This window comes from Streptomyces sp. NPDC085866 (assembly GCF_044541035.1).
Classification (GTDB): Bacteria; Actinomycetota; Actinomycetes; order Streptomycetales; family Streptomycetaceae; genus Streptomyces.
Genome location: NZ_JBITSQ010000026.1, coordinates 48,984 through 69,314, shown reverse-complemented (window position 1 = coordinate 69,314; position 20,331 = coordinate 48,984). Strand labels below are relative to the sequence as shown.

The window sequence follows — 20,331 nt, the reverse complement described above, 5'->3', positions numbered from 1 at the left end:
GGGTTCAGCGATCGGCGCCGTACGGGGACACCGCGCGGCGCAGCTGCTCCCAGCCGCGGGAACGCCCGGTTCCGCGGTTGCGGGCCGCGACCAGCGGCTTCCAGAAGCCGGCGCCGAGGAACTCCTCCGGCTTGACGGCCGTGGTGCGCCCCAGGACGGACTCGGGGACCTTCTGCGGGTCGGGGACCTCGAACTCCGCAACGATCTCGTCGTACTTGTCCTTGAGCACGGTGTTCTCGGGGTCGGCGCCGAAGACCACCAACTGACCGGTGGGCGCGGTGTCGACCAGGACCGTCACCAGGTCGGGGCGGTGGCGGTGCAGGATCTCGACGAGCTTGTAGACGTCTCCGGTCCAGGCGTTGGTGTGCCGGTCGCGGGCGGCCTCGTCGACGTTGCGCGGCAGCATGTCGTCGAAGACGATCACGCTGGCCCAGTCGGAGTGCCGCTCGATGTTGATGAAGTCCCGCAGCGCGTACTCGAACAGGTGCATGCCGTCGATGAACGACAGGTCCAGGGTGGTGCGCTTCCAGTAGCCGAAGGGGCTGCGGTTGCGGGCCAGGTTGCGCAGCGGGTGGCGGCCGCCCCTGAGGTGCGCGAGGGGATTGTCACGGGCGAAGAAGTCGTCGCTGGTCGCCTTCGCCAGGTGCACGTCGCAGCGGATCTCCGTGACCACCTTGAACGCCGGGTCGATCGCGATGCTGGGCACCCGGGACAGCGTCAGGCTGCGGCCGTCGTTGACGCCGATCTCCAGGTAGTTGCGGTTCGCGGTGACCTTGTGGAGCTCCCGCAGGAACTCGTGCCGTTTCACTGGGACATCTCCTTGCGGATGAGAGGCAGGGCTTCGGACAGGGCGGACCGCCAGTCCCGCGGCGGGGCCAGACCGGCCTCGCGCCAGCGGGCGTGCCCGAGGGCGCTGTAGGCGGGTCGGGGCGCGGGCCGGGTGAAGGACCGGCTGTCGGTGGGGCGCACCCGGTCCGGGTCGGCGCCGGCCAGCCGGAACACCTCGCGGGCCAGCTCGTACCAGCTGCACTCACCGGAAGCGGTGGCGTGGAAGACGCCGTGCGCGGCGGTGGCGCCCAGGTCCGCGATCCGGGCGGCCACGTCGGCGCTCCAGGTCGGCTGCCCGCGCTGGTCGTCGACGACGTCGACGGTGTCGCGGCGGGCCTCCAGTTCGAGCATCGTGCGCACGAAGTTGCGGCCGTGGACGCCGTACAGCCAGGCGGTGCGCACCACGGCCGCGGCGCCCGGGAGTTCGGCCAGTACGGCCCGCTCCCCGGCGAGCTTGGTGCGGCCGTAGGCGGTGCGCGGGGCCGGCGGGTGGTCCTCCGGGTAGGGGGTCATGGAGGTCCCCCCTGCTCGAGCGGAGCCGAGAGCTTGGGGGAGGGTCTCGCCGGAGAAGACGTAGTCGGTGGAGACGTGGATCAGGCGGGCGCCGTGCTCGGCGCAGGCGCGGGCGAGCAGCCGGGGGCCGTCGCCGTTGACGCGCAGGGCGCGTGCCTCGTCGGTCTCGGCGTCGTCCACGGCCGTGTAGGCGGCGCAGTTGACGACGACGGCGGGGCGGTGGGCGTCGAACGCACGCCGCACGGCGCCGGGTTCGGTGATGTCGAGTGCCGCCCGGTCGAGTCCGGTCACGTGCTCGCCGCGGTCCAGCAGCTCCTGAACGGTGTCGTGGCCGAGCATCCCGCCCGCGCCGGTGACCAGCCACCTCATCGGGCGCCCTGCTCCTTCAGCGGCTCCCACCAGGCGCGGTTGTCCCGGTACCAGGCGACCGTGTCGGCGAGCCCGGTGGTGAAGTCGCGGCGCGGGCGGTAGCCGAGTTCGTCGCGGGCCTTGCTCCAGTCGACCGAGTAGCGCAGGTCGTGGCCCTTGCGGTCGCTCACATACTCGACCCGGTCCCAGCCGGCACCGCACGCGTCCAGGAGCAGGCCGGTCAGGTCCCGGTTGCTCAGCTCGGTGCCGCCGCCGATGTTGTACACCTCACCGGACCGGCCCCTGGTGCGCACCAGGTCGATGCCCCGGCAGTGGTCCTCGACGTGCAGCCAGTCGCGGACGTTGCGCCCGTCGCCGTACAGCGGGACGTTCAGGCCGTCCAGGAGGTTGGTGACGAAGAGCGGGATCACCTTCTCCGGGAACTGGTGCGGGCCGTAGTTGTTCGAGCAGCGGGTGACGCGGACGTCCAGGCCGTGGGTGCGGTGGTAGGCCAGGGCCAGCAGGTCGGAGGAGGCCTTCGAGGCGGAGTACGGGGAGTTGGGCGCGAGGGGGTGGTCCTCGGGCCAGGAGCCGGCCTCGATGGAGCCGTAGACCTCGTCGGTGGAGATGTGCACGAACGGGCCGACGCCGTGCCGCAGGGCCGCGTCCAGCAGGGTCTGTGTGCCCACCACGTTGGTCAGGACGAACTCCCCCGCCCCCTCGATGGACCGGTCGACGTGCGACTCGGCGGCGAAGTGCACCACCTGGTCGGTCTCCGCCATCAGCTTGTCCACCAGACCCGCGTCACCGATGTCGCCGTGGACGAAGTCCAGCCGGGGATGGCCGGAGGGGAGGTTGGTCAGCGTGCCGGCATAGGTGAGCCTGTCGAGCACGGTGATGCGGGGCGCGTCGGGCGAGTCGTCGGCGAGGAGCGTGCGGACGTACGTGGAGCCGATGAACCCGGCGGCGCCGGTGACGAGGAGGTTCATGAACGGATCTGCACCTTGCTGTGGTCTCCGAGAACTAGACGGTGGGCGCTGGGCACTCCGGCCGCAGGAGTGACCTCGACGTGCCGGCCGATCAGCGAGGACTCGATCCGGCCCACCCCGGCGATCGAGGAATCCCGCAGCACGATGGAGAACTCCAGTTCGCTGTCGGTGATCCGGCAGTTCTCCGCGATCGAGGTGAAGGGGCCGACATAGGAGTCGCTGACGACGGTCCCGGCTCCTATGACGGCCGGGCCGACGATCCGGGAGTGGGTGATCCGCGCGCCCTCCTCGATCACCACCCGGCCGACGGTCTCCGACGCCGCGTCCACCTCGCCGTCGATGCGCCGCTGCACGCCTTCGAGGACGGTCCGGTTGACCTCCAGCATGTCGCCGACGTTGCCGGTGTCCTTCCAGTAGCCCTCGATGACGGTGGAGCGCACGTCGGCCCGCGTGTCGATGAGGTGCTGGAGGGCGTGGGTGATCTCCAGCTCGCCCCGCCAGGACGGGCGGACGGCGCGTACGGCCTCGTGGATCGCCGGCGTGAACAGGTAGACGCCGACGAGCGCGAGATCGCTCTTGGGGTGCTCCGGCTTCTCCTCCAGGCCGATCACCTGGCCGGCCGCGTCGAGTTCGGCGACACCGAAGGAGCGCGGGTCGGGGACATGGGTGAGCAGGATCTGGGCGTCGGGCCGGCTGGCCCGGAACTGGTCGACGAGGTCGCGGATGCCGCCGACGACGAAGTTGTCCCCGAGGTACATCACGAAGTCGTCGTCGTCGAGGAAGTCCCGGGCGATCAGCACCGCGTGGGCGAGTCCGAGGGGGCGCTCCTGGGAGATGTAGGTGACGTCGAGGCCGAATTTCGCCCCGTCGCCGACCGCTTCCTCGATCTCCGCCGCGGTGTCTCCGACGATCATCCCGACCTCGGTGATCCCCGCTTCGGCGAGGGATTCGAGGCCGTAGAACAGCACGGGCTTGTTGGCCACCGGCACCAGCTGTTTCGCCGAGGTGTGCGTGATAGGGCGCAGTCGGGTACCGGCTCCGCCGGAGAGGACCAGAGCCTTCATTGGCCATACCCTAACGGCGATCGTCCGGATCGGACCTTCGTTTGTCCTACTGGTTCGTCACGCCGGTGTGGCTCCGGTGCCGCCGGCGGTTCATGTGGTGTCCATGCGGTAGCGTCACCAGCGATGACGGAACTACCCGATATGTCGGACACCAGAGCGATCGTCGCACGGTACACGGCCCCCGCCCCGCGGCCCGGCCGGACCGTGCTGCGCTGGGTCTGCACGACCGACCACAAGGTGATCGGCCGGCTCTACATGGTCACGGCGTTCTGCTTCTTTCTCCTCGCCGGGCTGCTGGCCCTCGCGATGCGCGCCGAACTGGCCCGGCCGGGGCTGCAGTTCCTGAGCGTGCAGGGGTACAACGAGTTCTTCACCGTCCATGGCACGATCATGATGCTGCTGTTCGCGACGCCGATGTTCGCCGGGTTCACCAACGCGGTGATGCCGCTGCAGATCGGCGCGCCGGACGTGGCCTTCCCACGGCTGAACGCCCTGTCGTACTGGATGTACCTGTTCGGCGGCCTGATGGTGGTGTCCGGGTTCCTGGTGCCGGGCGGTGCGGCCGCGTTCGGCTGGTTCGCGTACGCGCCGCTGAACAGCGCCTACTTCTCCCCCGGCGCGGGCGGTGACCTGTGGACGATGGGGCTGGTGGTGGCCGGTGTGTCGACGACGCTGGGCGCGGTCAACTTCATCGCGACGATCGTGTGCCTGCGCGCGCCGGGCATGACCATGTTCCGGATGCCGATGTTCACCTGGAACGTGCTGTTCACCTCGATCCTGGTGCTGCCCGCCTTCCCGGTGCTGACGGCGGACCTGCTGGTGCTGGAGTCGGACCGGAAGTTCGGCTCGCACGTCTTCGACGCGGCGAACGGGGGCGCTGTGCTGTGGCAGCACCTGTTCTGGTTCTTCGGGCATCCGGAGGTCTACATCGTGGCGCTGCCCTTCTTCGGGATCATCTCCGAGATCATTCCGGTGTTCTCCCGCAAGCCGCTGTTCGGCTATCTGCCGATGATCGGGGCGACGATCGCCATCACCATGCTGTCGGCGGTGGTGTGGGCGCATCACATGTTCGCGACCGGCGCGGTGCTGCTGCCCTTCTTCGCCATCATGTCGTTCCTGATCGCGGTGCCCACGGGCATCAAGTTCTTCGCGTGGATCGGGACGATGGTCGGCGGGTCCGTCTCGTTCGAGACGCCGATGCTGTGGTCGCTGGGGTTCCTGGTGACCTTCCTGCTTGGCGGGTTGAGCGGGGTGCTGATCGCCTCGCCGCCGCTGGACTTCCACCTCACCGACTCGTACTTCATCGTCGCGCATCTGCACTACGTGCTGTTCGGGACGGTGGTGTTCGCGATGTTCGCCGGCTTCTACTTCTGGTGGCCGAAGTTCACCGGGAAGTTGCTGGACGAGCGGCTCGGGAAACTGCACTTCTGGATGCTGTTCCCCTCGTTCCAGCTGACCTTCTTCGTGCAGCACTGGCTCGGCGAGGAGGGGATGCCCCGCCGGTACGCGGACTATCTGCCCTCGGACGGCTTCACGCTGCTCAACACCCTCTCGTCGGTGGGCGCGTTCCTGCTCGGCCTCTCCACGCTGCCGTTCCTCTACAACGTCTGGCGCACCTCCACGACGGCCGAGAAGGTCACCGAGGACGACCCGTGGGGGTGGGGCCGGGGCCTGGAGTGGGCGACGTCCTGCCCGCCGCCGCGCCACAACTTCCTGGCACTGCCCCGGGTGCGGTCGGAGTCGCCGGCCTTCGACCTGCATCATCCCGAGGTCGCGCGGATGGCCGAGGACACCGAGCAGAGGGGCCGGCGATGAAGGCCGAGGCGATGCTGTTCGGCGGGGTGGCCCTGTTCTTCGGCGGGTCCGCCGCCCTGTACGGGGTGTGGTCCCGGGACGACACGGGCACGACCGTGCTGGTCGTCGCGTGCGGGATGGCGGCGCTGGACGCCTTCTTCTACCTGATCCAGTACCGGCGCCGCGGCAGTCGGGCGCAGGACCGCAAGGACGCGGACGTGGTGGACGGGGCCGGGCCGGTGGCGTTCTTCCCGCACGAGAGCCCGTGGCCCATCGTCACCGCGCTCGGGTTCGCGGTGGCGGCGACCGGCGTGGTCTTCGGGCTGTGGCTGTTCCTCATCGGTCTGGGCGTTCTGGCGCGCGGGGTTTTCGGGATGGTGTTCCAGTACGTGCCCCGGTGAGCGGCCTGCGCGGCGCGCCGGGCCGGAACCGCTCGACGGGCTCGTGGCCGCTCTCGTAGCCGCCCGTCACGCTCTGCCGGATCTCACCGGTGGACACGCCCTCGGCGAGGCGCGCGCACTCGGCCTCCGTCAGCGCCCGGCACAGCCAGCGGGTCACCAGGAAGGCGAGGACCGGCGCGACCACGAGGGCGACGCGCAGCACCCAGGTCAGGGCGTTGACGGAGATGCGGAAGGTCTGGGCGATGATGTCGTTGCCGCCGGCCAGCAGCAGCACGGCGTAGAAGACGGTGCCCGCCGCGCCGAGGCCGGTGCGGACGGGGCGCTCGCGCGGGCGGTCGCACAGGTGCTGCTCGTACTGCCACTCCCCCGTCAGGCGCTGCTCCACGAACGGGTAGGCGTACAGCACGGTGAAGAGCAGCCCGGGCAGGACGACGGCCGGGAGCAGCACGTTCCACATGAGGGTGTGTCCGGCGAAGTCGGTCTCCCACGGCGGCACCAGCCGCAGGGCGCCCTCCAGGAAGCCGACGTACCAGTCGGGCTGGGAGCCGGTGGAGACCACGTCGGGGCGGTAGGGGCCGTAGTTCCAGATCGGGTTGACCTGGGCGAGGCCGGACAGCAGCACGAGCACGCCGGAGACGGTCATGGCCAGACCCGCGGTGAGGGCGGTGAAGTGCGGCAGGAGCGGCTTGCCGACGGCGTTGCGGTTGCTGCGGCGGGGTCCTCGCCACTGGGTGTGTTTCAGGTGGAACACCAGGGTCAGATGCACCGTCACCAGGCCGATGAGCGCGCCCGGGAGCAGCAGGATGTGCACCGGGTAGAGCCGGGTGATGATGTCGTGGCCCGGGTACTGGCCGCCGAAGACGAAGAAGGCCACGTACGTCCCGACCACCGGGAGCGACAGCATGATGCCCTCCGCGATGCGCAGGCCGGTGCCGGAGAGCAGGTCGTCGGGGAGCGAGTAGCCGGCGAAGCCCTCGGCGAGCGCCAGGACGAACAGGGTGAGCCCGATCGCCCAGTTCAGCTCGCGGGGCCTGCGGAAAGCCCCGGTGAAGAAGATCCGTAGCATGTGCAGGCCGATCGCGGCGACGAACACGAGCGCGGCCCAGTGGTGGGCCTGCCGGATGAGCAGTCCGCCGCGCACGTCGAAGCTGATGCGCAGGGTGGAGTCGAAGGCCGCCGACATGAGCACGCCCTGCAGCGGCTCGTAGGAGCCGTGGTAGACGACCTCGCGCATCTCCGGCTGGAAGAAGAAGGTCAGCCACACCCCGGTCAGGATCAGCACGAGCAGGCTGTAGAGGGCGATTTCGCCGAGCAGGAAGGACCAGTGCTCCGGGAACGCCTTGCGCAGCAGCTGCCCGCCCTCCAGGAGGGGCAGCCGGGCGTCCGCCGCGTCCGCGAGCCCCTCGGCGCGGCGGCCGGCTCGGCTCATGTGTCCTCCGCTGCCGCCGCCCGCTCTACCTCGGCCTCCACCTCGGGCCGCGGGCGGTCCGTCTCCCTGGCGTAGTCGCTCACCGCGGTCTGCACGTCCCGCGCGAGCTCCCGCCAGGCGCGCAGGGCCGTCTCGTAGGTGTCCGACTGGGCGCCCGTCATCCCGCGCTCGGCGGGGGGACCGTAGGTGTCGCGGAGTTCGTCGACCATACGGTGCGCCGCGTCGGCCGCGCGCTGCTTCTCCACCAGTTCTTCGAAGGTGTGTGCCACGACAGGAGACCCTAGGCACGGCGGGCCCGCGGACTCCTCCGACCTGCCGCAAGCCGACCCGACCGGTACCCGAGTGGCCGTCAGGCCTCGGGGACGAGGTCGGCCCACACCTGTTTGCCGCCGCTGACCGGCACCGTCCCCCAGTCCTCCGACACCGCCTCCACCAGCAGGATGCCGCGGCCGCCGGTGGCCTCCCAGCCGACGTTGGTGTTCTTGACGGGGCTGCGGGGCGAGGTGTCGGCGACGGCGAGCCGCAGCCGGTGGTTGACCAGGCTGAGGTCGAGGCGTACCTGGCCGCCGGTGTGGACCAAGGCGTTGGTGACGAGCTCGGAGACGACCAGCAGGGCCGCGTCCATGGTGTCGGACGGGACGCCCCAGGTGCGCAGGGTGCGCCGGGTGAAGCGGCGGGCGTGCCGGACCGCTTCGGGGACCCGCCACACGGTCCAGGTCTCGCGCAGCGGGCGTACGGCCATGCCGTCGTAGCGCATCAGCAGCAGCGCGACGTCGTCGCTGCGGTGGGCGCCGGTGAGCAGGGCGTCGGCGACGAGGCCCAGGTGGCCGGGGTCGGCGGTGGCGAGTTCGCTCGTGAGCCGGTCGAGGCCCACGTCGATGTCGGTCTCGGCGGACTCCACCAGACCGTCGGTCGTGAGCGCGAGTACCGTGCCGGGCTGGAGGCGGAGCGGGGTGATCGGGAAGTCGGCCTGGGTGAGCACACCGAGCGGCGGGCCGCCCTCGGCCTCGACGATCTCGGTGGAGCCGTCGGGGTGGCGCAGCACCGGCGGCAGATGACCGGCGCGCACGCACCAGGCGGTGCCCTGCTCCATGTCGACGTCGACGTAGCAGCAGGTGGCGAAGAGGTCGGTCTCCATGTCCAGCAGCAGCCGGTTGGCGTGCGCGACGACGACGTCCGGAGTGTGGCCCTCGACGGCGTAGGCGCGCAGCGCGGTGCGCATCTGGCCCATCAGGGTGGCGGCGCCCGCGTTGTGGCCCTGGACGTCGCCGATGACGAAGGCCACGTGGTTGTCGGCGAGCGGGATCACGTCGTACCAGTCGCCGCCGACCTCGAGCCCCGCGGTGGTGGGCAGGTACCGGGCGACGGCGACCGCGCCGGGCAGCCGGGGCAGGCGGCGCGGCAGCAGGGTGCGCTGGAGCATGCCGACGAGTTCGTGCTCGGCGTCGAAGGCGTGCGCGCGCAGCAGGGCCTGTCCGGTGAGGCCGGCACAGGCGGTGAGCAGGGCGCGCTCGTCGGGGCCGAACTCGTGCGGGCGGTCCCAGCCGATCAGGCAGGCGCCGGCCATGCGGCCACCCGCGGGCAGTGGCAGCACGGCGAGGCCGCCGGGGCCGACGCCGGCGAGGGCGGGCTCCAGCGGGGAGCCGGCGGGCCAGATCCGGGAGCGGCCCTCGCGCAGGGCGGCGGCGAGGGTGGGCATGGCGCGCACCGGCGCGTCGGGCCATTCGGTGCGCCACTCGGAGCGCCACAGCTCGGGCCAGGCCTCGGGTTCGGGTGGGTCGAGGACGGTGACGACGAGGCGGTCGTTCTCCAGTTCGGCGAGGGCGATGCGGTCGGCCTTGAGGGGTTTGCGCAGGGCGGCGACGACGGCCTGGCCGACGTCCTTGACGGTGCCGGCCATGGCGAGGGCGGCGGCCAGACGCTGCACGCGCGCCACGTCGGTGACGTCGGAGCGCACGGTCGAGGCGTCGGCGACGGTGCCGACGAGTCGGGCCGAGCGCCCCTCGCCGCCGGGCAGCAACCGGCCGCTCAGCCGCAGCCACTTGGGCGGGCCGGAGGGCTGCAGGACGCGGAACTCCAGCTCACGGTCGCCGATGGACATGTGGTCGGCCTCGACCACCGACATCAGGGCGGGCAGGTCCTCGGGCACCGTGAGGGCGAGCAGTGTCTCCACCTTGCCGTCGAACGCGCCCCGGCCGATCCCGAAGAGGCGCAGGATCTCGTCGCCGACCTCGACCCGGCCGGTGTCCATGGCCAGGCTGAACGCGTCACCGGGCAGCTCGCCGGTGTCGGCGTCCGGGCCGGCCGGCACGGGCACGGCGACCGCGCGGGCGACCAGCTCCAGGCAGGTGCGGTCGTCGGTGCCGAAGCCGCCGGGGTGCTCGCTGACGGCGAGCAGACAGCCACTGCCGGCCGGACCGAGCGGCAGCGTACCGACGGAGAACTCGGCCGACGGAGTGCGGCGCGCCTCGGCGCAGTCGGCCAGCTCGTCCGGGCCGAGCCATCGGGGCCGACCGGTGCGGTGGGCCACGGCGACCGGGGAGCCGCCCGTGACCGGGTAGCCGTCGCGCAGGCCGTACAGCGTGCGGGGCAGACCCGCCGACTCGGTCAGACACAGCATGGAGGGATCGTCGCCGGGCACGTAGACGCCCACGAACGCCGCCCCGGCGAACACGAGTGCCTGTTCGAGGACCCGGCGCAGCCGGTCGGGAGAGGCGGGCACGGCGATGAGTGTTTCAAGGGCGATTTCGGCACGCTCGGCTCTCGTTCTGCGCACCGCAGCACCCTCACTGGCCACTTCGCCATTACAGCGCGTATGAGCCGCCTGCGCAGCCCCTGTGAAGGCTCCGCGTGCCGTCTGTGGAGAGGTGGCTCGAAAGCCGCCGAACACATCTTTACCCATGCGTTTCGCACGGTGATCTCGTGACAGCCGTGACTGTCCGCGACCGTCCGCCTGCTGCGAGTGTCTACCGGGTTCGACCGAAGGAGGGGGCGGGAGGCGCATGGACAAGCGGTACGAGGTGTACGCGCTGGCCGACGGGCACTTCTACGACACACCGGACCGGCTCTCGGCGCCCGGGGGCGAGTCCGCGCCGCTGTTCCCGACGGCGCGTCGTGCGGTCCCCGACGGCTGGCACGCGGCGCGCACCGGCGACTGGCTCACACTGACCCCGCTCGACGGGGACGGCGAGCCGCTCCCGTCGCCGGCCCAGGGCTGGAAGATCCACTCATCGGCGACGGCGGCCGACGCGGAGCGGATCGCCGGGATCGTGTGGGGCTACTGCGTGCCGCGCCGGATCCCGTTCAAGTTCGTGCCGTCCCCGCATCTGCTGCACCTGCGCAACGCCAAGTACGCGGGCCGCGACACGAGCGGCAAGTTCGTGACCGTCTACCCCGCCGACGAGGAACAGCTGCACGAGGTGCTGCGCGAGCTGGGCGCGCTGCTGGAGGGCTGCGAGGGGCCGTACATCCTGACCGACCTGCGCTGGCACGACGGTCCGCTCTACGTCCGCTACGGCGCCTTCGCGCGCCGGTTCGTCGTCGACGAGCGCGGTTCGCTGGTCCTGGCCGTGACCGACGGCGAGGGGCGCCTGGTCCCGGACCGGCGGGCACCGTCGTTCCAGGTGCCCGAGTGGGTGACGCTGCCGGAGTTCCTGCGGCCGCACCTGGAGGCCCGCAACACCACGACGGTGGGCGAGCTGCCGTACCGGATCGAGAAGGCGCTGCACTTCTCCAACGGCGGCGGGGTGTACGTCGGCACGGACACCCGGGACGGGCGCCGGGTGGTGCTGAAGGAGGGGCGTCCGCACGCGGGGCTCGCGGCCGACGGGGCGGACGCGGTGGAACGGCTGGCACGGGAGAAAGCCGCGCTGGAGCGGGTCGCCGGGACGGGTGTGGTGCCGGAGGTGCGGGACTGGTTCACGCTCGGCGACCACCGGTTCCTGGTGATGGACTTCCTCGAGGGCCGCCCGCTCAACTCGTTCTTCGCCGAACGGCATCCGCTGCTCGCGTCCGACCCGGATCCGGCGAAGGTCGCCTCGTACACGGCGTGGGCGCTGCGCATCCACCGGGCGGTGGAGCGGGCGGCGGCGGCGGTGCACGCGCGCGGGCTGGTCTTCCACGACCTGCACGTCTTCAACGTCATGGTCGCCCCGGACGAGGAGACGGTGTATCTCATCGACTTCGAGGCAGCCGCCCCGGCCGCGGAGAACGGCCGGCAGACGGTGGCCCACCCGGGCTTCTTCGCCCCGCCGGACCGCCGGGGCACCGATGTCGACCGGTACGCGCTGGCCTGTCTGCGCCTGGCCCTGTTCCTGCCGGTGACCACGCTGTTCGTGGTGGACCGCGGCAAGGCGGCCCATCTGGCCGACGTCATCGCGGAGCAGTTCCCCGACGTGCCGCGCGCCTTCCTGGACGAGGCGGTCGCGGAGATCACCCGGGACATCGCGGGCGGGCCCGCCCGTCGTACGTCCGCTCCGCCGGTGGTGCCGGGCGACTGGCCCTACAGCCGGGACTCCATGGTCAAGGCGATCCTCGCCGCCGCGACCCCGGAGCGCGACGACCGGCTCTTCCCGGGCGACATCGCCCAGTTCTCCGACGGCGGCGGCCTCGGACTCGCGCACGGCGCGGCCGGGGTGCTGTACGCGCTGGAGGTCTCCGGCGCCGGCCGGTACGACGAGGGCGAGCGCTGGCTGCTGGACCACACCGCCCCGCCGCCGCCCGGCACCCCGCTCGGCCTGTACGACGGTCTCGCGGGAGTGGCCCTGGTCCTGGACCGGCTCGGCCACCGGCAGCGGGCGCTGGAGCTGATCGGCGGCGTGCTGCGGGAGAACTGGCGCAACCTCTCCTCCGACCTGCACGGCGGCCTCGCCGGACTCGGCCTGGTCCTCGGCGAGCTGGCGGCCGCGACCGGCGAGCCGGCGCTGCGCGATCGTGCTGCCGAGGCCGCCGAGATCCTCGTACGACGCCTCGCCGAACCGGTGCCGGACCCGCCCCGGCGGCGGGCCGGGCTGCTGCGGGGCGCGAGCGGACCCGCGCTGTTCCTGCTGCGGCGGTACCAGGAGACCGGTGAACCCCGGCTGCTGGCGGCGGCCGCCGAGGCACTCCGGCGCGACCTTGCCTGCTGCGTCCTCCAGGAGGTGAACGGTGCCCTGGAGGTGGACGAGGGCTGGCGGACGCTGCCGTACCTCGGCGACGGGAGCGTGGGGATCGGGCTGGTCCTCGATGACTACCTGGCACAGGCGGGTGACGCGCTCACCGAATCTGCCGACACCACAAGGGAGTTCGAGCGGGCTCGGACGGGCATCCACACCGCCGCCACCTCCCGTTTCTACGCACAGCCCGGTCTGTTCCAGGGCCGTGCCGGCATGGTGCTGCACCTCGCCCGGAGCACCGCGCCGGGCGCCGGCCGGGAGCGGCTCGCGCAGCAGATCGACGGGCTCGGCTGGTCGGCGATGGCCTACCAGGGCCAACTCGCCTTCCCCGGGCACCAGATGATGCGGCTCTCCATGGACCTCGCCACCGGAACGGCAGGCTGCCTGCTCGCGCTCGCGGCGGCCCACAACGCGACGCGCACCGCGCACCTGCCCTTCCTTCCGCCGCCACCGGCGGCCCCCACCCGCGGCTCCGCCACCTGACGGAGTCGTGACACAACCCCGTCCCCAATGAAGGGAAAGGACACGATCATGGCACTTCTCGACCTGCAGACCCTGGAGTCCGACGAGCTGTCCCACACCGGCGCGAGCACGGTGAGCCTGCTGTCCTGCGTCTCGGCGGCGAGCATCCTGCTCTGTCTCTGACCGGGCCGGTCAGTCCACGGCTCCGGGCAGCCCTCTCCCCCGTTCGGGAGGGGCTGCCCGGAGCCTTCCCGTCCGCCCCGACGCGAGGCCGCAGCCGATGACGCCCTCCCCCGAAGCTCCCGCTCGTCTGCCGCGTGCCGTACTCCGGCACGGCGGCGCCCGCTGTGCCGCCCTGTGCGCCGTGAGCACGGCAGCCACGGCCGCCGGGCTGCTCCTGCCCGCCGTGCTCGGCCGGGCCCTCGACCTGCTGCTCGCCCACGCTCCGGCAACCCGCTGGGTGGCCTGCTGCGCGGGCCTGGTGCTGCTGATCGCCGTGCTGGACGGATGCGCGGGCGTGCTCACCGGCACGGTCGACGCCCGGTCCACCGCGTGGCTGCGCCGCCGGGTCGCCGGGCAGGTGCTGGCCCTGGGCCCGCGCGCGGGCGCCCGGTTCGGCGCCGGGGACCTGGTGGCGCGGCTGGTCGGCAACGCCGCTCAGGCGGGGACGGCACCGGCCGCGGTGGCCGCACTGGTGGCCGCGCTCGCCGGGCCGGTCGGGGGCGTGGTGGCGCTCGGCCTCATCGACCCGTGGCTGGCGGCCGTGTTCCTCGTCGGCGCGCCGGTACTGGCGCTGCTGCTGCGGGCCTTCGCCCGGGACACCTCGGCGTGCGTGGCCGATTACCAGCGGGTGCAGGGGCGGATGGCGGCCGCTCTCGCGGAGGCGGTCGGCGGCTTCCGCACCATCCGGGCCGCGGGCGCGGAGGACCGCGAGACGGCCCGGATCCTCGCGCCGCTGCCCGAGCTGTCCCGCGCAGGGCACCGCATGTGGCGGGTGCAGGGGCGGGCCGCCGCGCAGGCGGTCACCGTGGCACCGCTGCTGAACCTGGGCGTGGTCGCGGTGGCCGGGCTGCTGCTCGCCCGCCATCGCCTGTCGGTGGGCGAGGTGCTGGCCGCCTCCCGGTACGCCGTCCTCGCCACGGGAGTCGGCGTGCTGGTCGGACAACTGGCCGCGCTCTCCCGGGCCCGGGCGGCGACCGGACGGCTCGCCGAGGTGCTGGCCGAGCGGGCGCCCGGGTACGGCACCCGAGGGCTGCCGTCCGGCTCCGGGCAGCTGGAACTGCGCGGCGTGACGGCGGGCCGGGGCGGCCGCACCGTCCTGGACGGCGTGGACCTGCTCGTCCCCGGCGGCACGACCCTCGCCGTGGTCGGCCGCTCCGGCACGGGCAAGTCCCTGCTGGCCGAACTCGCCGGCCGACTCGTCGACCCGGACGCGGGCGAGGTCCTGCTCGACGGGATCCCCCTGCGCGAGCTCGGTCACGCCGACCTGCGCGGCGCGGTCTCCTACGCCTTCGAACGCCCCGCCCTGCTCGGCACGACCGTCGAGGACGCCATCGCGTTCGGGCTCACCACGCCCTCCCCCGACCGGATCCGGTGGGCCGCGCGCACGGCCCGCGCCGACGACTTCGTCCGCCGCCTGCCCGACGGCTACGCCACCCGCTGCGCCGACGCGCCCCGCTCCGGCGGCGAGTCCCAGCGCCTGGGCCTCGCCCGCGCCTTCGCCCACGGCGGCCGCCTGCTGATCCTCGACGACGCCCTCTCCAGCCTCGACACGGTCACCGAACACCGGATCGCCCAGTCCCTGCTGGCCCCGGGAGCGGGCCCGACCCGCCTGCTGATCGCCCACCGCACGGCCACGGCGGCCCGCGCCGACGCCGTCGCCTGGCTGGACGGGGGCCGGATACGAGCGGTGGGCCGCCATGCAGAGCTGTGGCGGGACGCGGAGTACCGGGCGGTGTTCGGGGCGTGAACGCGCGGGCACGGGTCCTGGAGGCGGTACGGGAGCGCTGGCGGGTGCTGGTCCGGCTCGGGCTCTGGTCGGTCCTGGAGGCCGGGCAGACCTTCCTGGCCGGCTATGCGCTGGCCCGGGCGCTGGACGACGGGTTCCTCGGCGGGAACACACGGGTCGGTCTGCTGTGGCTCGGCACGGCCGGGCTCGCGGTGGGCGCCGGGGCGTACGGGACCGGGCGGGTGTACGGCGTGGTGGCCGCGCTGGTCGAACCGGTCCGGGACCGCCTGGTGGCGAGCGTGGTCGGGCGCGGGGTGCGGAAGGCGGACGCCGGGGCGCTGTCCGGGCTCACCCAGCAGGTGGAGATCGCCCGGGACACGCTGGCCGGGCTGGTGCTGGTCTCCCGCTCCTTCCTGTTCACCGTCGCCGGCGCGCTGATCGGCCTGTTCTCGCTGGCCCCGCTGCTGCTGACGGTCGTCGTGCCCCCGCTGCTGACCGGGCTGTGCCTGTTCGTGGCGACGCTGCGGCCGCTGGCCCGGCGTCAGGAGGCCTTCCTCGCCGCCGACGAAGCGCTGGCCGAGGAGCTGGGCACGGTGTGTCCGGGGCTGCGGGACGTCACGGCGGCCGGTGCCGAGGCGCGGGTGGCGGCCACCGTCGCGGAGTCGGTCGACGCGGAACAGCGGGCTGCCCGCGCCCTGGCCCGCTGGAGCGTGGCCCGGGTGGCCGCGCCGGCGGTCGGCGGCGAGCTGCCGGTGGTCCTGCTGCTCGCCACCACGCCCTGGCTGCTGCGTCACGGCGTGACGCCAGGTGCCCTGGTGGGCGCCCTCGCCTACGTCACCCAGTCCCTGCTCCCCGCCCTCCAGAACCTCGTCCACGGCCTGGGCACCAGCGGGTCCCGGCTCACGGTGGTCCTACGGCGGCTGGCGCCACCGGCGGTCTGGGGAGAACGGCGGCGCGAGGACCGGAGCGAGTCCCCCCGGACCGAGGGACCCACGCCACCCGCCACCCCCGCCCTGGCCCTCACCTCGGTCGCCTTCGCCTACGGCCCCGCGAGCGAGCCCGTCCTCGACGGACTCGACCTCACGGTCCCGGCGGGGTCGCACCTCGCCGTCGTCGGTCCCAGCGGGATCGGCAAGTCGACGCTCACGGGGCTCGTCGCCGGGCTGCTGGAGGCGCGGGAGGGGGCGATCCGGGTGTACGGGCACGCCGTCCCGGGAGCGGAAGCGGCCGCCTCCCGCGTACTGATCCCGCAGGAGGCCTACGTCCATGGCGGGACCCTCTCCGAGAACCTGGGCCTCTTCCGCCGGGATCCGGTGCCGGAGGCGGAGCTGCTGGCCGCTGCCGAGGCGGTCGGGCTGGAGCCGCTGCTGCGGGCGCTGGGCGGGCCCGGAGGCAGGGTCGATCCGGTCGCGCTGTCGGCAGGCGAGCGGCAGCTGATCGCGCTGACCCGGGCCTATCTGTCGCCCGCGCCGCTCGCCCTGCTGGACGAGGCGACCTGTCATCTGGACCCGGCGGCAGAGGCACGGGCCGAGCGGGCGTTCGCGGCGCGGCCGGGCGGCACCCTCGTGGTCGTCGCCCACCGCATCAGCTCGGCCCGCCGCGCCGACCGCGTCCTGGTGCTGGACGGCTCGCGCACCGCCTGCGGCACCCACGACGAGCTGCTGCGGACCTCGGCCCTGTACCGGGACCTGGTCGACGGCTGGACGGCGCGGTCCACCGCACCGGTCCGGTGATCACACCCACCCCTCCCCGCGGGATATCCGGATCGCGTCGATGCGGTTGCGCGCCCCGGTCTTGCGGGTGATCGCCGCCATGTAGTTGCGCACCGTGCCGTGCGACAGGTGCAGGCTGCCGGCGATCTCCGCGACGGACGCCCCGCCGGCCGCCAGGGACAGCACGCTCAGCTCCCGTCTGGTCAGCGGCATCTGCGCCGCCTTGAGGAAGCCGAAGCCCAGCGACGCATCGACGAAACGTTCCCTCTCCGCGACGCAGCGGATCGCGCGCACCAGCCGCTCCGGTGAGCCCGCCTTGTCGACGAAGCCGAGCGCACCCGCCTCGGCCGCCCGCTTCAGCAGCCCGGGACGATTCGCACTCGCAAGCACCACCAGCGCAGGCGGCCGGCCGCCCGTGCCGGGCGGGCACAGGTCGCCGAGCGGCGGCACGCCATGGCCGTCGGCGCAGTCCAGGTCCGCCGCGCACACGTCCGGGCACCCGGACCGTACCCGTGCCGCCGCACCACGCCAGGGTGTGTCCTCCACGTACAGGCCAGGCTCCTCCCGTAACCACTCGGCCAGGACCGATCGCACCAGACACGCGTCGTGCACCAGCAGTACCCGGATCACTGCCCGCCCCTCCAGTCGGCCGTACTTCGCCCCGTATCGCCGGGCTCTCGTCTTCAGATGTTCCGCGCGTGCCCCATTCTTGGGCGCGTTCACCGTTCGCGGGCGCGGAGAATCGGCCATCAAGGTGCGCGGGGGCGCACACACGGCGCCCGTACGCCGCCGCACGCCTCGGCCGCTGAGGCATGATCCCGTCCCGACGGGGTACGCGCAGACTCGCGGGGCGAGCCGGCTCCTGCGCAGCTCACGGCTGCGGCCAAAGGCGCGCGCAGGGTGCTCGCCGTGCGCCGCACGCCCCCGCGAGGGAGCCTTGACCCCGAGACGTGACGCGCGGCCCTGCGAGGAGGTGGTCGGCGTGTCCGACGGGCCAGGGCCGACGCAGCCATGGGCAGTCGACAGCACTCAGGTCGGCCGACCGCTGCTGTCCATCGCGCTGGCCTCGATGGTCGAGGACGTGCACGCGCACTCCGGCGCGGTGTACCTGCTCAGGCCCGACGAGCCGGTCCTGGAGATGGCGGTGATGGCGGGCATGCCCCGGGCGTTCGCGGCGCCGTGGGAGCGGGTCGGGCTGAGCGCGCCGATCCCGGTGGCGGACGCGGTGCGCGACCGGCGGCTGGTGTGGGTGGGCGGCGAGGAGCAGATGGCGCGCTGCTATCCGCGGATCTCGGTGGTGCTGCCGTACCCGTTCGCGCTGGCCGCGCTGCCGGTGGCGACGGCGGGGACCGTGTACGGCGCCGTGTTCGTGACCTGGCCCGGTGTGCATCCGCCGGAGCTGTCCGACCGGGAGCGCGACATTCTGACGGCGGCCTGCGAGCGGCTGGCCCTGCGGCTGGAGCGGGCCGCCGTGGAGAACCGGCCCGTCGGCCCCGAGGTCGACCTGCTGGCGACGCCGCTGTCGGGCGTGTCGGACACGCTGGGATCGGTGGAGGCGGCACGGATGGTGTCCCGGCTGCCGTACGGGCTGGTGTCGCTGGACCTGCACGGCCGGATCGTCTTCGTCAACGCGGCCGCCGCCGACCTGCTCGGGCGCCCCGCCGGGGAGCTGCTCGGCATCCTGCCGTGGGTGTCCGTGCCGTGGCTGAACGACCCGATGTACGAGGACCGGTACCGGGCCGCGCTGATCAGCCAGCAGGTGACGTCGTTCGTGGCACTGCGCCCGCCTGGCGAGTGGCTGTCGTTCCGGATGTATCCGAGCACGACCGGGCTGAGCGTGCGGATCAGCCGGGCGCGGGCGGTGGCGGAGATGGCGCGGGAGGCGCCGCGGACGGGGCCGGGGCCCTCGCGGCTGGTGACCATCACTCAGGTGCTGAGCCTGGCCGCGGCCCTGACCGAGGCGGTGGGGGTGCAGGACGTCGTGCAGTTGGTGTGGGACGAGGTCGTCCCGTCGGTCGGCTGCCAGGCGCTGGTGATCCTCGCCTCGCAGGCGGGGCGGCTGCACGTGCTGGGACACCGCGGGTACGCGGACCCGTACGTGGTGGAGCGCTTCGACGGGCTGCCGCTGAGCGAACGCACCCCTGGCACCCAGGCCCTGAACAGCGGAGTGCCTGCGTTCTTCGACTCGCGGGAACAGATGGCGCGACTGTACCCGAACCGGCCCCCGGACGGGTTCGGGTCCTGGGCGTATCTGCCGCTGATCGCGTCCGGTCGGCCGGTGGGCACGTGCGTGCTGGCGTACACCGACCCGCATGTCTTCCCCGCCGACGAGCGGGCGGTCCTCACCAGCCTCGGCGGCCTGATCGCGCAGGCGCTGGAACGCGCCCAGCTGTACGACGCCAAGCACCGGCTGGCGCAGGGGCTGCAGGAGTCGCTGCTGCCGCACACACTGGCAGTGCTGCCCGGCATCGAGGCGGCCGCCCGCTATCTGCCGGCCACTCAGGGCATGGAGATCGGCGGCGACTTCTACGACCTGGTGCCGGCCCGGCCGCTCGCCGCGGCGGTGATCGGGGACGTCCAGGGGCACAACGTGACGGCGGCCGCGCTGATGGGGCAGATCCGCACCGGGGTACGGGCGTACACCACGGTGGGCCAGGCACCGCAGGACGTGATGAGCAGCACCAACCGGCTGCTCATCGACCTCGGGGCCGATCTGTTCGCCAGTTGCCTCTATCTACGGCTCGATCCGGCACAGGGGCAGGCCGTGATGGCACGCGCCGGGCATCCGCCACCGCTGCTCCGGCGTCCGGACGGGCAGGTGCGGGTGCTGGACCTCGCCGGCGGCCCGCTGCTCGGGATCGACGCGTCGGCCACATACCCGACGACCGAGGTGTCCCTGGCCCCGGGCTCGGTCCTCGCCCTCTACACGGACGGTCTCGTGGAGTCTCCCGACGTGGACATCGAGGACTCCCTGGTCGACCTCGGCGCGCTGCTCGCCGAAGTCGGCGACCAGCCGCTGGAGGACCTGGCCGACGAACTCGTACGGCACAGCGCGGCGGCGCGGGAGCGGGTGGACGACGTGGCGGTCCTGCTGCTGCGGGCCGGCGAGATCCGCTGAACCCCGGGCTGTACGACCGTGGTCCGGCCCTCCCGCCGGAGGGCCGGACCGTCCCCGCCGGCCGGAACCGCGGTGGGCCGGTCAGGGAGTCTCGGGACTACTCGGCCGGTGCCATCGCGCGGGCGGCACGGCCGGTCCCGGTGCGGGAACGGCCCGCCGGATCCCGGTGCGGGGACGGTCCGCCGCATCCCGGTGCGGGAACGGTCCGCCGCATCCCGGTGCGGGAACGGGCGCCGGATCCCGGTACGGGAACGGGCGCCGGATCCCGGTACGGGGACGGTCCGCCGCATCCCAGTGCGGGAACGGGCGTCGGATCCCGGTACGGGAACGGGCGCCGGATCCCGGTGCCTGGCGGCTCGGCCGGACCTACCGAGAGGCCGGCCCGCCGGATTGCAACGAGGACAGCCCGGCGGGCCCGCCCGCCGGAACCCGGTACGGGAACGGACCGCCTGAACCCGGTACGGGAGCAGCCCGCCGGATCCCGGTGCCTGGCGGCTCGGCCAGACCTACCGAGAGGCCGGCCCGCCGGATTGCAACGAGGACAGCCCGGCGGGCCCGCCCGCCGGAACCCG

Annotated in this window: 15 protein-coding genes; 7 read left to right on the top strand and 8 right to left on the bottom strand. The window is 73.1% G+C overall.

Features of this window, described 5'->3' with window-relative positions; translation table 11 throughout:
• Positions 1-4: 4 nt before the first annotated feature.
• Genes ACIF83_RS42440 through ACIF83_RS42425 form a run of 4 tightly spaced genes read right to left on the bottom strand, consistent with a single transcriptional unit; the run spans position 5 to position 3,742 of the window.
• On the bottom strand, positions 5-808 hold the full coding sequence (locus ACIF83_RS42440; RefSeq protein ID WP_399735619.1) for a class I SAM-dependent methyltransferase: 804 nt from the start codon (positions 806-808) through the stop codon (positions 5-7).
• Positions 805-1,710: a dTDP-4-dehydrorhamnose reductase gene (gene rfbD, locus ACIF83_RS42435; RefSeq protein ID WP_399735616.1), complete on the bottom strand. Its 906-nt coding sequence runs from the start codon at positions 1,708-1,710 to the stop codon at positions 805-807. Before rfbD ends, ACIF83_RS42440 begins: the two co-directional genes overlap by 4 nt.
• Positions 1,707-2,678, bottom strand: a complete 972-nt coding sequence (rfbB, locus tag ACIF83_RS42430) for a dTDP-glucose 4,6-dehydratase (RefSeq protein WP_399735613.1) — start codon at positions 2,676-2,678, stop codon at positions 1,707-1,709. The genes rfbD and rfbB overlap by 4 nt, the downstream gene beginning before the upstream one ends.
• A complete protein-coding gene (locus tag ACIF83_RS42425; protein WP_393477847.1) occupies positions 2,675-3,742 on the bottom strand; it encodes a glucose-1-phosphate thymidylyltransferase in 1,068 nt (355 codons plus the stop codon). Before ACIF83_RS42425 ends, rfbB begins: the two co-directional genes overlap by 4 nt.
• Positions 3,743-3,883: 141 nt before the next feature.
• On the opposite strand from ACIF83_RS42425, the gene ctaD reads away from it, so the two are divergent.
• Both ctaD and ACIF83_RS42415 read left to right on the top strand, forming a co-directional pair.
• Complete coding sequence (gene ctaD, locus ACIF83_RS42420; RefSeq protein WP_399735610.1) at positions 3,884-5,557, top strand: cytochrome c oxidase subunit I; 1,674 nt, start codon at positions 3,884-3,886, stop codon at positions 5,555-5,557.
• Positions 5,554-5,937 (top strand): cytochrome c oxidase subunit 4, encoded by a 384-nt coding sequence (locus ACIF83_RS42415; RefSeq protein WP_393477844.1) that lies wholly within the window; start codon positions 5,554-5,556, stop codon positions 5,935-5,937. The genes ctaD and ACIF83_RS42415 overlap by 4 nt, the downstream gene beginning before the upstream one ends.
• On the opposite strand, the gene ACIF83_RS42410 is transcribed toward ACIF83_RS42415, so the two are convergent.
• The 3 genes from ACIF83_RS42410 to ACIF83_RS42400 all read right to left on the bottom strand — a co-directional run bounded on the left by ACIF83_RS42410 (position 5,873) and on the right by ACIF83_RS42400 (position 10,163).
• Entirely contained in the window at positions 5,873-7,366 is a 1,494-nt protein-coding gene (locus ACIF83_RS42410) for a cytochrome bc complex cytochrome b subunit (RefSeq protein WP_399735606.1), read from the bottom strand. The two genes, ACIF83_RS42415 and ACIF83_RS42410, sit on opposite strands and share 65 nt — an antisense overlap.
• Complete coding sequence (locus ACIF83_RS42405) at positions 7,363-7,635, bottom strand: hypothetical protein (RefSeq protein WP_393477840.1); 273 nt, start codon at positions 7,633-7,635, stop codon at positions 7,363-7,365. The genes ACIF83_RS42410 and ACIF83_RS42405 overlap by 4 nt, the downstream gene beginning before the upstream one ends.
• Positions 7,636-7,715: 80 nt before the next feature.
• Positions 7,716-10,163: a SpoIIE family protein phosphatase gene (locus ACIF83_RS42400; RefSeq protein ID WP_399735603.1), complete on the bottom strand. Its 2,448-nt coding sequence runs from the start codon at positions 10,161-10,163 to the stop codon at positions 7,716-7,718.
• 205 nt (positions 10,164-10,368) lie between these two features.
• Between ACIF83_RS42400 and lanKC the strand changes: the two genes are divergently transcribed.
• From lanKC to ACIF83_RS42380, 4 genes are all read left to right on the top strand, one after another.
• Positions 10,369-13,002 (top strand): class III lanthionine synthetase LanKC, encoded by a 2,634-nt coding sequence (gene lanKC, locus ACIF83_RS42395; protein WP_399735600.1) that lies wholly within the window; start codon positions 10,369-10,371, stop codon positions 13,000-13,002.
• A gap of 48 nt (positions 13,003-13,050) precedes the next feature.
• Positions 13,051-13,164, top strand: a complete 114-nt coding sequence (locus tag ACIF83_RS42390) for a SapB/AmfS family lanthipeptide (RefSeq protein WP_094222020.1) — start codon at positions 13,051-13,053, stop codon at positions 13,162-13,164.
• Between the two features lie 97 nt (positions 13,165-13,261).
• Positions 13,262-14,950, top strand: coding sequence for an ABC transporter ATP-binding protein (locus ACIF83_RS42385; RefSeq protein WP_399735597.1), 1,689 nt, complete (start codon positions 13,262-13,264; stop codon positions 14,948-14,950).
• Positions 14,947-16,662 carry an ATP-binding cassette domain-containing protein gene (locus ACIF83_RS42380; protein WP_399735594.1) on the top strand — a complete coding sequence of 572 codons (1,716 nt, stop codon included), beginning with the start codon at positions 14,947-14,949 and terminating at the stop codon, positions 16,660-16,662. Before ACIF83_RS42385 ends, ACIF83_RS42380 begins: the two co-directional genes overlap by 4 nt.
• Here ACIF83_RS42380 and ACIF83_RS42375 read toward each other — a convergent pair whose 3' ends face one another.
• Positions 16,663-17,271 carry a LuxR C-terminal-related transcriptional regulator gene (locus tag ACIF83_RS42375; protein ID WP_390769086.1) on the bottom strand — a complete coding sequence of 203 codons (609 nt, stop codon included), beginning with the start codon at positions 17,269-17,271 and terminating at the stop codon, positions 16,663-16,665.
• Positions 17,272-17,614: 343 nt separating this feature from the next.
• On the opposite strand from ACIF83_RS42375, the gene ACIF83_RS42370 reads away from it, so the two are divergent.
• Positions 17,615-19,759: a SpoIIE family protein phosphatase gene (locus ACIF83_RS42370; protein ID WP_399735658.1), complete on the top strand. Its 2,145-nt coding sequence runs from the start codon at positions 17,615-17,617 to the stop codon at positions 19,757-19,759.
• The last annotated feature ends 572 nt before the right edge of the window (positions 19,760-20,331 follow it).